The 12,660-nt window shown below is 63.1% G+C and carries 12 protein-coding genes and 1 pseudogene; 10 read left to right on the forward strand and 3 right to left on the reverse strand.

Annotated elements, in window-relative coordinates:
- Positions 1 to 183 precede the first annotated feature (183 nt).
- From DQW50_RS03490 to DQW50_RS03525, 8 genes and pseudogenes are all read left to right on the forward strand, one after another.
- Positions 184 to 456: a ribbon-helix-helix domain-containing protein gene (locus tag DQW50_RS03490; protein WP_112077928.1), complete on the forward strand. Its 273-nt coding sequence runs from the start codon at positions 184 to 186 to the stop codon at positions 454 to 456.
- A 10-nt stretch (positions 457 to 466) separates the two neighbouring features.
- Positions 467 to 763 (forward strand): annotated as a pseudogene (locus tag DQW50_RS03495) (type II toxin-antitoxin system RelE/ParE family toxin); the annotation flags it as partial.
- A gap of 241 nt (positions 764 to 1,004) precedes the next feature.
- A complete protein-coding gene (locus tag DQW50_RS03500; protein WP_198664592.1) occupies positions 1,005 to 1,664 on the forward strand; it encodes a hypothetical protein in 660 nt (219 codons plus the stop codon).
- The gene (locus DQW50_RS03505; RefSeq protein WP_112077929.1) at positions 1,657 to 2,184 is read left to right on the forward strand and encodes a hypothetical protein; all 528 of its coding nucleotides are present in this window, start codon (positions 1,657 to 1,659) and stop codon (positions 2,182 to 2,184) included. Before DQW50_RS03500 ends, DQW50_RS03505 begins: the two co-directional genes overlap by 8 nt.
- A gap of 574 nt (positions 2,185 to 2,758) precedes the next feature.
- Positions 2,759 to 5,320 (forward strand): BGTF surface domain-containing protein, encoded by a 2,562-nt coding sequence (locus tag DQW50_RS03510; RefSeq protein WP_241964320.1) that lies wholly within the window; start codon positions 2,759 to 2,761, stop codon positions 5,318 to 5,320.
- 163 nt (positions 5,321 to 5,483) lie between these two features.
- Positions 5,484 to 5,747 carry an AbrB/MazE/SpoVT family DNA-binding domain-containing protein gene (locus tag DQW50_RS03515; RefSeq protein WP_112077931.1) on the forward strand — a complete coding sequence of 88 codons (264 nt, stop codon included), beginning with the start codon at positions 5,484 to 5,486 and terminating at the stop codon, positions 5,745 to 5,747.
- A complete protein-coding gene (locus DQW50_RS03520; RefSeq protein ID WP_112077932.1) occupies positions 5,744 to 6,169 on the forward strand; it encodes a putative toxin-antitoxin system toxin component, PIN family in 426 nt (141 codons plus the stop codon). The genes DQW50_RS03515 and DQW50_RS03520 overlap by 4 nt, the downstream gene beginning before the upstream one ends.
- Positions 6,170 to 6,387: 218 nt before the next feature.
- Entirely contained in the window at positions 6,388 to 6,903 is a 516-nt protein-coding gene (locus tag DQW50_RS03525; protein WP_112077933.1) for a helix-turn-helix domain-containing protein, read from the forward strand.
- Positions 6,904 to 7,046: 143 nt separating this feature from the next.
- On the opposite strand, the gene DQW50_RS03530 is transcribed toward DQW50_RS03525, so the two are convergent.
- The 3 genes from DQW50_RS03530 to DQW50_RS03540 form a co-directional block, all read right to left on the reverse strand.
- A complete protein-coding gene (locus tag DQW50_RS03530; RefSeq protein WP_112077934.1) occupies positions 7,047 to 7,451 on the reverse strand; it encodes a transcriptional regulator in 405 nt (134 codons plus the stop codon).
- Between the two features lie 22 nt (positions 7,452 to 7,473).
- Positions 7,474 to 7,779 carry a DUF6516 family protein gene (locus tag DQW50_RS03535; RefSeq protein ID WP_112077935.1) on the reverse strand — a complete coding sequence of 102 codons (306 nt, stop codon included), beginning with the start codon at positions 7,777 to 7,779 and terminating at the stop codon, positions 7,474 to 7,476.
- A 260-nt stretch (positions 7,780 to 8,039) separates the two neighbouring features.
- Positions 8,040 to 8,486 (reverse strand): VanZ family protein, encoded by a 447-nt coding sequence (locus DQW50_RS03540; RefSeq protein ID WP_112077936.1) that lies wholly within the window; start codon positions 8,484 to 8,486, stop codon positions 8,040 to 8,042.
- A gap of 172 nt (positions 8,487 to 8,658) precedes the next feature.
- Here DQW50_RS03540 and DQW50_RS03545 point away from each other — a divergent pair, with 172 nt between their 5' ends.
- On the forward strand, positions 8,659 to 11,142 hold the full coding sequence (locus DQW50_RS03545) for a hypothetical protein (RefSeq protein ID WP_112077937.1): 2,484 nt from the start codon (positions 8,659 to 8,661) through the stop codon (positions 11,140 to 11,142).
- Positions 11,143 to 11,199: 57 nt separating this feature from the next.
- Complete coding sequence (locus DQW50_RS03550; RefSeq protein WP_241964322.1) at positions 11,200 to 12,624, forward strand: sugar transferase; 1,425 nt, start codon at positions 11,200 to 11,202, stop codon at positions 12,622 to 12,624.
- The last annotated feature ends 36 nt before the right edge of the window (positions 12,625 to 12,660 follow it).

Raw genomic sequence — 12,660 nt, forward strand, 5'->3', positions numbered from 1 at the left:
ATGGACCACTCTGGCTCAACAGGAGATCGACGAAACGTCGACACGGTGATCGACGACGTCGTCGATGGCGACCACCCTTTCCGTTACTCTGAAATATGTAGATCACGTATTTCACGAGTTGGTCGCCGATCCCCGCGGCGACTGAGCGTCAGTTCTTTGAGTACCACCCGCGTACCACGACGTATGAGCACGGACGCGGGCGACGATGGCGACGGAGACATGGTGAAGTTGAACGTCAAGGTGCCGAAGCGGCTTCTCGAAGAGATCGACGAACTGGCCGAGGAACTGGAGTACACCAACCGCTCGGAGTTCATCCGTGAGGTTCTGCGCGACACCACGGAGCCGATTCTGACGCCCGGTGCGCAGGAGGGCGTCTCGGAGGGTTACGCGGACGTTACAGCGGGGCGGACGATGTCCACGGACGAGGCCCGCGAACGCCTCGGTATCGACGACTGAGGGCTTAACGGTGGCTCACGAGGTCGTCCTGACGGAGACGTTGGTCGAAACACTGGAACAGTTCGAGACGGAGGATGCCGAGCGGATCGTCAACAAGCTGGAGGACGTCGGCGGCTTCCCGGACCATTTCCTTGACCGGTTGAAGAACCATCCCGGCTACAAGCTTCGCGTCGGCGACTTCCGAGTGCTGATCGATTGGGACAAGGACAACGAGACGCTGTACGCCATCGACGCCTTCGAGCGGAAGAAGGAGTACCGCGAACTCGGCAAATACCGGGAGGTATGGGGCTCGTGGCGAGATGACGAGTCGAGAGTAAAATCCACGAGCGGCGGCAGGAGAAGGCGGAGATCGCAAGCCGGTACAGGGAAGCCGAGAGCAAACTGCCGGACGACCCACGGACTGGACCGGTAACGCGTACGTCGAGAGGGTATGGACCACTCTGGCTCAACAGGAGATCGACGAAACGTCGACACGGTGATCGACGACGTCGTCGATGGCGACCACCCTTTCCGTTAATCTGAAATATGTAGATCACGTATTCCATGTCATGCCGGTGATCAAGGATCGGGCGACGACGGACGACGAATCTCTGGGGAACGGTGGGGCCGTCGAGGAGTATGACGACTTCCTGATCGCGGCGGAGTTGCTCAAGGATCCCCGACTCGCACGGATCTACGTCTACGTTTGCTATTTCGGACCGACGACCATCGATGTGGTCATCGACGCGTTGGAACTCAAGCGGGCGACCACCTACGAGGACGTCGAGGAGCTCGAGCGCCTCGGAGCGATCGACCGCGACGATTCAACGCGTCCACATGAGATCAGTGCGGCGGCCTTCGCTTACGTCGATCCGGACGGGATCACCATCACGCCCACCGTGCTACACGCGATCGCACTTCGGGAGATCGACGACGACGTGGCGTACGTCTACACCCGGTACGGGGCGGGCACGGTCGCCGCGGCGGTTCGGTTCGTCGCCGAACATTACGCTGGTCGGCTCACGAAGCGGATGGTGGCCAGCGAACTCGATGTCAAGCCAGTCGAGGGAATTTCGCTCGTGAACGCGCTCGAGCGCGTAGTGGCGGTCGGAGCCGAACACGACCCCTACTTCGATCTCGTCGTGGGTGACGCCGCCGCCGACGTCGAGACGTCGGTCGACGCTACCTCGTTGACCCCTCGTTCGGGATCCACGGACGGCGATGAGTGAGGGGGCGGAACTGGATCGGAACGAGCGAACGCTTGTCGATACCAACCTGTTCGTCGCGATCGGAAGTCCGGAGAACGCGAAATTTCGACGGTTCCGGGAAACGGTCACGCGGAGTGGTGTCGTGTTGTCGGTTCCGGAGCGAGTACGCGATGAACTCTCGATCCACCCGACCGAACGGCGGCTCACGCTGGCACTCGACGAGGGGTGGGCAGAAGTCGTGTCGCCACCGTCGCTTACTGCCGCGGAAGCGGTTAGTGCGGCCGATCGTGCGCGCCGAGTGATAGCGGAGCGAACTGGGCGGGACGAACACGACGTCGAGAAGGCGGACACGATCTTTGCGGGACTGGCGGTCCAGTACTTGACGCTCGGCGACGACCGAGTGACGGTCTTGACGGATGATGGTCCGGCAACCGAAGCGATCGAGGCCGCGGTGCGATCGGTCGAAGCCCGCGGAACGGTTCGCGTGCTCACACTGGAGGACGTGATCGGAGCGGACGACGGCGATCTCACGCTCATTTAAGCACTCCTGGTCGTTTGTCGTGTCATCTTCCCACGCTCGCGCACGCGAGATGTACTCAACGACGACGCACGAGGACCCGCCACGACGGCCGTTCTCAGAACCGAAAACGGGCGTCTGACGCAGGTCAGACTCCTTTGTGACGTGTTCACACGATCCGTGGAAATCACACAAAGCATATATACCGAACGCTTGAAGGGATGGATGCAACCCCTACCCAAATGCGTCAGTGGACGAGTAATCACCGACCAAGTCCGGCTGTACGACGAGACATGGTAGGCGACGACGACCGGGCGCGTCTCGAAGGTCAGGAGAAAGCTACTGATGCGATGCAGAACGAAACACAACAATGACAAACGACAATAACACACGCAGGAAGGCTAACGCAGTCTTCTTTAGCCTGATCGTGGTACTCTCCATGGTCACGATCGGGTTTGCCGGCTTTGCCGGTTCCGCTGCGGCGCAGGCGAATAGCCACGGAGATATTGACTACGAACCTACCGGTCCCTTCCAGGGTCAGGATGTATCGACGGTGGGTCTTGATGGGCCTTCCGACGGGGAGTACGAGATTCGGCGAGTGACCGATACCGACGAAGGCGACGTCACTAACAGCGAGTTCGTTGAATCCGTCTCGCCGGATGAAGACGGCGGAGAAATCGTCTATGACACCGGCGATCTCGACGCGGACGACTACTTCGTCTCTGGAGAGGGACTGAGCCGGTCGCCGACCTTGGATCAGACCTTCGAGGTTCGCGTTCAGAGCCTCTCCGCCGAGTTCGACGACTCTGAAGTAACCGACGAAGGTTCCGACTCCACGACGGACCTCGACATCGAGTCGAACCGTGGTGACTACAGCCTCAACGTGAGTGCTGACGGTGACCTCGACGACGAGGAACTGTTCAAAATCTTCGCCCCGGATGGTGACTACGACGACGCTACGGGTAGTCCTGTAACGATCGGTGCCGACGATAAGCCGACTGACGACGGTGAAGCACAGGGTGACTTCAACGTCGACGTGTACGATGAGGACGAGGAGGACGCTGACGAGAAGATCGTCTTCAACAATATTGACGATCGCGAGCACGAGGTCAACTTCAGCGATATCGACACGGACGAGTACGAATTCTCCTTCGAAGTCACGGACACCGAAGCCGAGGACACTGATTCCGTCACGGTGACCGAACTGGATACGACCGGTGACTTCAGTCAGGGTGTCTACTCGCAGACTGCGGGTGACGTCGCAAACGTCACGCTCGAACTCGAGGACACCGACGACGCCTACGTCCAGATCGGTGACGAGGATTCCGGATTCGTCGACATCGTCTACGTCGAGGACGACGACGGCGATGGCGAAGTCTCCTTCCAGATCAACACCCGCACGCTGGGTAATGACGATGTTGGCTTCGACCAAGTCTACGACAGTGAAGAAGACATCGTCGAAAGTGCGATCCACGGTGGCTTCGATGAAGGAGACGATATTCGGGTCGAAGATGAAGACGGAGATGAGCTAGGTACTGACATCGATACCTACCTAGAGGAGCTGGACTTGATCGATGGCGGTGAGGACGGTACGGACCAACTCGTCCGTCCGCTCCAGGCCACCAGCTACGACCTCGCCGCGAACGGTAACGAAGTCTTCGTCGTGAACGACGACGACGAGTCCGAACTCGACGATGAGATCGACCTCGCCACGCTCGAGTTGACCGAACCCGGCGTGGACGGCCTCCAGACGTGGACTGCCCCGTCGGACGCTGCTGACGAAGACGATAATCTCGAGGATGTCCTCGACGCAGTCAACGAATCGACCGAGATCGCTGAGGACGACCGACTCGTCATTCAGGCCGAAGCCAGCGGTATCTACGGTCACATGGTTGCGCTCGACGACAACGGCTTCGACGCGCTTAATGACGGATTCAGCGCGGGTACGCTTGACGTCCTTGCCAATGGTGATGACTGGGAAGGCGAAGGCGTGAACTTCGAGGTCGAAGCCGACGATGCGACCGGTAACCAGGACGCGACGTCGCTCGACCTCTCTGATGCGGAAAATGACGACATCTTCGTCCTCGTCGACAACGAGGAGGGCCAGATGTACGTGATCGTCGACACTAGTTCCAGTGATGCCTTCGACGGCAATCTGGATCCGGATGCCGACTTCTCTGCCGAACTCGAATACGAGGGTGACGGAGACGACCGCTTCGAGTTCGCTGACGACAGCTTCCTCGGCGGAGCAAGCGGCGACACCGGTGAGCCGGCCTTCCCGTACTTCCCGGCTGGTGACGACGTGACCCAGACTGAGAGTACTGACTTCAGTATCGTCGAGAGTGACGCGAGCTTCGACAACCTGAACGAGGATGACCAAGTCGAAGTCGCCATTGGTGACTCGGCTACCGTCAGCGGAGAGACGAACGTTGCGCCCGGTTCGGATGCTAGCGTTCGCGTCCGTTCTGATGATGGTGTGACGCCGTCCTTCGTCGAGACGAGCGACGTCGACATCGAATCCGACGGTTCCTTCGAGACAGACTTCGATCTGAGCGAGCAATCTGAGGGCGACACGGGTACGGTTGATTTCCGTGTGGCCGGTAGCTCCGTCGCGGACTCGGACATGGTGCTTGTCGAGGAAGAGGAAGAGACCGCGAACTTCGAGGTCTCCGACCTCGACCCGCAGGACGTGACCGTCACGCAGGGTGACGCGATCGACGTCTCCGCGACCGTCGAGAACACTGGCGAAGCGACCGCCACTCAGACGGTCGAGTTCCAGGTCGACGGCGACGTCGTCGCCGACCAGGACGTCGAACTGGAAGGTGGCGAGGACACCACGGTCGAGTTCACCGACATCGACACCTCCGGTCTCGATGCTGGTGACTACGAGCACGGTGTCTTCACCGACGACGACAGCCAGACGGCTACGTTGACCGTCGAGGAAGACACGAGTACCGACGACGACGACGAGGCCGACGACGAGGCTGACGACTCCGAGGACGACTCCGAGGACGACTCCACGGACGACTCCGAGGACGACTCCACGGACGACTCCGAGGATGACGACGAGACCGACGACAGCACGCCCGGCTTCGGCGCGCTCGTCGCGCTCGTCGCGCTCATCGCCGCTGCCCTGCTCGCGACCCGCCGTCGCGACTAAGGCAGCTACTCCGTCAGGCTAACCACCGGCTCCGCGCCGGTCATTCGCGGACTTTCTTTATCGGAACGCTACGCCGACCAGCGACGGCGCTCGGTCGGATCGGTGATTCCCTTCCTTCGTTTCGAGCGATAGGTTCAACCGTCTTCGTAAGGGATCCTTACGTATGAGCGCGGACGACCCCGAAGTGACGACCGTGACGTCGAAAGGACAGATCACGATCCCGAGTCGGCTCCGGGACCGGTTCGACCTCGAACGGGGGACGAAACTGATGGTGGTCCCGACTGACTACGGACTCGTGTTGAAGAAGATCGACCTGCCGTCGGTCGCGGAGTTCCAGGAACGCGTCGCCGAACGCGCCGACGATACCGAACTCTCGTTGGACGACGTGACCGAACTGGTTCACGACGCGCGTGACGCCGACGAATGAAGGCCGTCCTCGACACGAACGTGCTTATCTCGGCGATCATCGCCACCGGAACGCCCCACGACGTCGTCGTGGCCGGATACACCGGGACGTATCAGATCGTCGTATCCGTTCCGACGCTCGTCGAACTCCGCGAGACGCTCCACAAGTACCCGGAGCGCTTCGGGCTCACTGACGACGAGATCCAGACTGAAGTCGAAACGCTCCGGTACTTCGCAGAATTCGTTGCTCCGGACGAAGAGATCGACGCCGTCAAGCCGGATCCGGACGACGACAAGTTCCTTGAGGCGGCGGTAGCGGGTAACGTGGATTACCTCGTCTCCGGCGACCGGCACCTCCTCGATCTCGATTCGTTCCGTGGGATCGAGATCGTCACACCGAGAGAATTCTTCGAATTGTTGAACATCGATGAAGACTCAACGTAGCTTAACAGCGCACCTGTTAGCTCCGTAGGACCACGTTCTGTCTGGTTCGAGGGGATCGTCGAGAGAGCACCACTGATCACGATCTCATCGGTTTTGTCGGTGATGCTGGCCGATCCCTCCCGACGGACGACCTCGATGGATCGAGAACACGCGGCGTCAGCATCTCGAACGGATCCCCCGCAACTCTTATTGTGAATTACGTACAATTCGCAACTAGGATGGCAACGAGAGAAGCGAACCGGGATGCCCCGCTCGATACCGGCGGCCAGGCGTTCGAACTCCTCGAGAACCCTCGCAAAGCGTGGATCTACACCTACGTCCACCATCACCCGGCGACGACGGTTCAGGAGATCGTCGAGACGCTCGAACTCCCGCAGCGAACGGTCTACGACTACGTCGAGGACCTCGAAGCGGCGGGATTCATCGAGCAGGCAAACGACGGACGACCGGCGGAGTACGTGGCTCACGAGATCGATCTGCGACTGATCGTCGATGATACCGAACGACGGATCACCCGGGAGTTGATCGAGGCGGTCGCTCGCCGACTACGGGACGACGACGTCGACACGTACATCGATCGCCACGGACTCGACGGGCTCGCCGTCGCGCTCGAGTACGCTCGCGAGTACGCGGACGGTTCGGTCACACACCGGATCATGGCTCGTGAACGGGACCTCTCGACCGTGGAAGCCGGGGTCATTCTGGACGCACTCCGTCCCGTCGTCGAGGAGTGACCGGGATGGGAGACGACGAGGAGGTCGTTTTCACTGAAAATCCGTTCGAGAATTAGTTGTTCTCGAGATCGATCTACGCCTCGACCGACACGGCGTCAAGGGTCTCGTATCAGTCCGGCAACTACCGCGACGGTGAGAGTCCGTCAGGGCGCTGCCGTCCCGACGTTCCCGTTCGATCCCGTGAACGGGATGTCGATCTCGAGGCCATCGTAGACCAGTTTCGGCTCTTTCGCTTGGCCCGACTCGCCGCCGTGGAACTCGACCACGCCGATGTCCTCGAGCTCGGAGAGGTTCCGATGGACCTGTTTGTAGTCCCGATCGACTACTTCGGCCGTCTCTCGGATGCTCTCCGGTTCGTGTTCGGCGATCGCCTCCAGCAGCTCCAGGTTCTTCGGACTGAGGAGCCGGCTGAGTTCGGCATACGATCCGAAGTTCAACACCGGCTGCGCGTCCTCGAGGTCTTCGCTTTCCTGAGCGGCCTTGATACGACTCCGCGTACGCTGGTCGAGACGGTCGCGTTCGCCGATGGTGACTTTGAGCGTGGGCATGGTGTCTCCCTCCGGAGGCGTCCTACTCCGACCAGTTCCACGAGACGGGAGTCATCTCTTCGACCTCCCGTTTGAATCGGTCATAAAGCGCCAACATTCCCGGAAATCGGATGAGTTCGACCTCATCCCGAGTGTGGCGCTCGTGGCCTTTCGTCCGTTCGTGGGCGTTATCGTAGCGGAGGACTGTGTCGCCGCCAACTTCCCCGAGGTGTAGGCCGTAGTCCCACCCGCTCGGGTACGTCTCGGCCTCCGTTCGTCGGATGGTCACGTCGACGACATAGCCGTCTTCGACGTTCTTCCAGTCTTCGATGGTGATGTAGGACGCCATCCACCAACCTATGTTATCATCTCCATAGCAATAAAGTTACGCAGATTAACAGAGAAAGCCTCGTGCCTTTGGCGCGGGGCCGAATCCGACGGAACCCTTCACGACACGGCGTTCGATGTTCCGGCTGGATGTTCCACGCCGGAATCCACCCTTCCAAATGAATTCGTCTACATGGCAAAACGAGTCGTCACGGGCACCTACACTGCTCCCATTCGGAACCAGTCCCGGGTGTTTGACGACCTCGAGCCGACCGTCCCCCCCTACTCCACCGGAACCCGAAGGTCCGCCACCCGCCGGGCGCGGTAGAAGCGCACGTACCGCGTGACCAACCGCCAGCCGACGACCGCGAGGCCCGCCCCCGCGGCGTTGGTGAGGACGTCGTCGTAGGTCGCGTAGCGGGCCGACAGCGTCGACTGGAGCAGTTCCATTCCGGCCCCGTAGACAGCGACCGCACCGAAGACGAGTAAGAGGACCTGCCAGTCCGGCCGTGGGCTGTCGTGGAGGGTGTACGCGAGCACCCCAGCGAGCCCGGCGTACGCGAGCAGGTGGAGCCATGTGGAGTAGCCGAGCAGTCCGAAGGGTCCGGTACGGAACGTGCCGCTGCCCGGCGCGGGCACGACCGAGTACCACAGGATGACGAGCGCGACGAGCGCGACCGCGACCCAGCGGACGCCCCGCGGGATCAACGGCAGCCGGATCCGAGCCATGTGCGCCCGGTGGCGGAGGGGCGGAGTAAAACACCCGGTCTTCGGGCGAGGGGCGGGCGAGGGACGGGCGAGGACGGACGAGCGGGCGCCCGTCGACGGGCTGGCGACGGTGGTGGAAACTGCCCCGTCGACAACGGAGGCTTTTACCCGGTCGCCCGCACACGGGCAGGTAATGGCGGACCCGCACGCTGCGACGCGGGAGCTCCTCGCGGAGCGACCGGCGGTCGAGGCGGCGCTCGAATCGGTCCTCGCAGTGGACGGGTCGGGCCCGTGGGCGTTCGACGACGTCGACGTCGACTCCGGCACCTTCGGCGAGCTGGTCTCGCGGGGGATCGTCGAGCACGTGGACGACGACGCGGGCGACTACCGCGTCGCGGACCCCGCGGCCGTCCGGGCTGTACTCGACGGGGAGGCGTACGACGGATCCATCGGCGAGGACGCCGAAGGGTCCAGAGACGGGATCGGATCACGGATCCGGCTTGCCCTCACCGATCGAGCGAACTCGGTTCGTCCGACCTTCGTGGCGCCCCTGCTCGCCTCGCTCGTCGTGTTGGTGGCGTTCCGGCTCGTCACCTATCGCTCCGTGTTCCGTGAGGGGATGGTGACGCTTCCCGGAAACGACCCCTATCACTACCGGCACCACGTCGATCGGCTGCTCGTTGCCGATCCGTCCCCGTTCGATCCCCGGGCGATCGCGGACGTGTTGGGTGGCCGGGCCACCGGCGATCCGCTCGTCTACACGCTCGGCTACTGGGTGACGCGACTCCTGGAGCCGGCAGCCGAGCAGTCCGGCGTCGCTATCGCGTTGTTACCGGTCGCGGCCGCGGTCGGCGTCGGCGTGCTCGTCGCCTGGATCGGGCTCGTCGTCGCGAACGACGAGCGCGTCGCCGTCCTGTCGGTGCTCGCCCTCGCGGCGACGCCCGCACACGCGCTCTATTCGGGGGTCGGCTTCTTCGACCACCACCCGTTCGATTACCTCTGGGTCACGGCGATGGCCGCGGCGTTGGTGTGGCTCGCCCGCGACGTCGAGCGGCGGACGGGCGATCCGGCGACTGAAAATCCGCTGCGGGGACACCTCTGGAACCCGTGGACGTGGCTCGTCGCTTCGGGGTTCGGCGTCGTCGTCGCAGCCTCGATGCTCACGTGGAACGGTGCTCCGCTCCTGTTGACGGGGGTGGCGACGTACGCCGTCTTCCGGTCCGGCTCGGACCTGCGGGCCGGTCAGTCGCCGGCGGGGGTTGCCCTTCCACTCGTCGGAGGGCTGGCGCTCGGGGGCGCGATCACCCACGTGATCCACTCGTCGTCCGGGTGGCTGGAGCCGGCGGTCGCGTACAGTCCCCTGTTGGTGGCCGGGGGTGCTCTCCTCGTCGCCGCGCTCGGTGAAGCCTGTCGTTTCCTCGGCGTCACTTCCCTTCGGGCGTATCTCGGGGGCGTTGGCCTCGGCGGGGCCGGGTTGTTCGTCGGCGCACGGGTGGTGACGCCGGACGTCCTCGGCCGGCTCGTGGACCGGTTCGCCACGATCGTCGGCGGTGCCCGAAGCGGGATCGCCGAGAGCCGATCGCTCCTGTCGGCCGACTACGGCGTGGTGTTCGGGAGCCTCGAGATGTTCGGCTGGTTCCTCGTGCTCGCGCTGCCGATCCTCGGCTGGATCAGTTGGCGGTGCGTACGGACACACGAGCCCCGGTGGCTCGTCCTCTCCGGGTTCGCGTGGCCGCTCCTCGGCGTGACGCTCTTCGAGATCAGGTTCGCCGGCGAGTTGTCGCCCTTCACCGCGGTGTTCGTCGCGGTCGGGACGCTGTGGCTCCTGTCGTGGATCGACCTGGCTGCTCCCGTCTCTCCGATCGAGACGGCGTCCCGGTATCGGCTATCCCCGGATACCTTCCGACCGTCGTCGGAGACCGCCTACGTCGCAGGGATGTTGCTCTTCGTCGCGAGTCTCGGGATCCTGTTGGGCCCGACGGCGATGGACACGGTCGCCCAGACCGACGGGCAGGTCGAGGCGGTCGGCTGGATGGCCGAGGACGCGGCGACGAACGAGCCCGAGGAGTTCGTCGCGAGCCGGTGGGGCGAACAGCGGTTCTACAACTACCACGTCTTCGGGGAGAGCGACTCGTATCGGACCGGTGTCCAGGACGACATCGAAGTCCTGTACGCCTCGTCGAGACCCGACGACGAGTACGATCGCTTCGATTCTGGCGTCGGCTACCTCGTGTTGGAGGAACTCGAGGACGTACCCGCCGAAGCCGGTCCCGAGGACGGATATACGCGGCTCGTCGAACGCTACGGAAGCGCGACGGCCGGCGCCGACGGCGTCGGACGCTACCGCCTGCGGTTCGTGTCCTCGGGCGGCGGCTACCTCGTCTTCACGCCGGTTCCCGGGGCGACGATCAACGGGACCGGGCCGGTCGACGAGCGGTTCAACGCGTCGACGGACGTGTCGGTCCCCGGCGCGTCGTTCACCTACAGCCGGCACGTCGACCCCACCGATAACGGGACGTACTCGGTCCGGGTCGCGCATCCGGGCACCTACGACGTCGGCGAGCGGGGTACCGTTACCGTCACCGAGGACGACATCCGGGGGGGGAACACGGTACGCGTCGGCGAAAACCGGTCCGACGTAGTCCCTGCTCCGGTCGTTTCGACGTACCGTCCCTGACGGCCACCTCTCGCCCGTCAGACGGGTGATTTATATACGCTGACCGACGTGTCTTCGATGATGCTTACCGGGTGGCGCTATCGGGTCGCGAGCGTCGTCGGCGTCACGACGCTGGCGTCCCTCTCCGTGTACGTCGCGAACCTGCCCGTGTTCCAGACCCTGCTGACGACGTACACGCCCGTCGTCAACCGACTCGATCCGGTCGTCTTGGACGACAGCGGTCTCGGATGGGCCGTCTTCATCTCCACGGTGATCGTCCTGGCGTCGTTCGTCCCGCTGTTCCGTCCGGAACCACGGCGCGTTCTCGATATCGTGTTCTCCGTCGAGAAACGCGTCGTCTTCGCCGTGTGCGCGATGGCGACGCTCGGTTACTTCGAGTGGTCACATCGGCTTCCGAGACAGACGGTGATCCTCATCACAGCGTTTCTTTCGATCACCCTCCCCGCACTGTTCGTGGCCATCTCGCGCGCTTCCTCGGTGGGGGGCGAGCGGTCGGTCGTCGTCGGCGACGATCCGGCAGGGATCGAACGCGTCGTCGAGGCGTACGACGGGCCGATGTTAGGATACGTCGCACCGCCGACCCCGTACCGGACCGGAGACCCCGACGAACGGGAACCGATCGGAGTCACCGACGGCGGACTCGCGACCTTCGAACACGGCTACGTGGGCGGGTTATCCAGGTTCGAAGACGTCGTCGAAGAACACAGCATCGATTCGGCGATCCTGGCGTTCGAGGAGGCCGACCGCGCGGAGTTCTTCGGCGCGTTACACACCTGTCACGAACACGGGATCGACGCCAAGACACACGTCGACCACGTCGACAGCCTCCTCGTCGATCCCACGAGCGGCGACGGACCGATCGTCGACATCGACCTCGACCCGTGGGACCCGCAGGATCAGGTGATAAAACGGCTGTTCGACGTCGCGTTCGCCGGGACTGCCCTGCTCGTCCTCGCCCCCGTTATCCTCCTCATCTCGCTCGCGATCAAACTCGAAGGGAACGGGCCGATACTCTTCTCTCAGAACCGAACATACCGGTTTGGGGACGTTTTCACCGTCTACAAGTTCCGGACGCTGAAGCCGGAACCCGAAGGGGAGGTCGGAACCGCCTTCGACGACGACCGACGCACCCCGCTCGGTGACGTCCTCCGGGCGACCCATCTCGACGAGATCCCGCAACTGTGGTCGATCCTCGTCGGGGACATGAGCGTCGTCGGCCCTCGGCCCGCCCAGACCGACCTCGAGGACGACTTCGAGAACGAAGCGGCGACCTGGAAGCGTCGGTGGTTCGTGAAACCCGGTCTCACGGGGCTCGCACAGGTCCATGACGCGACGAGCCAGGAACCGTCGCTGAAGATCGACTACGACGTCGAGTACATCCGCAGACAATCGTTCACGTTCGACGTGAAGATCGTGTTACGCCAGCTCTGGCAGGTCGCCCGCGACGTGGCGTCACTCGGAGAAGACGACGAAAAAACGTAACCGTTCGAACCGGCTCGCCTCCCGGCGGTGGGACCT

The organism is Halorubrum sp. 48-1-W (assembly GCF_003287355.1).
In the GTDB taxonomy this organism is placed as follows: domain Archaea; phylum Halobacteriota; class Halobacteria; order Halobacteriales; family Haloferacaceae; genus Halorubrum.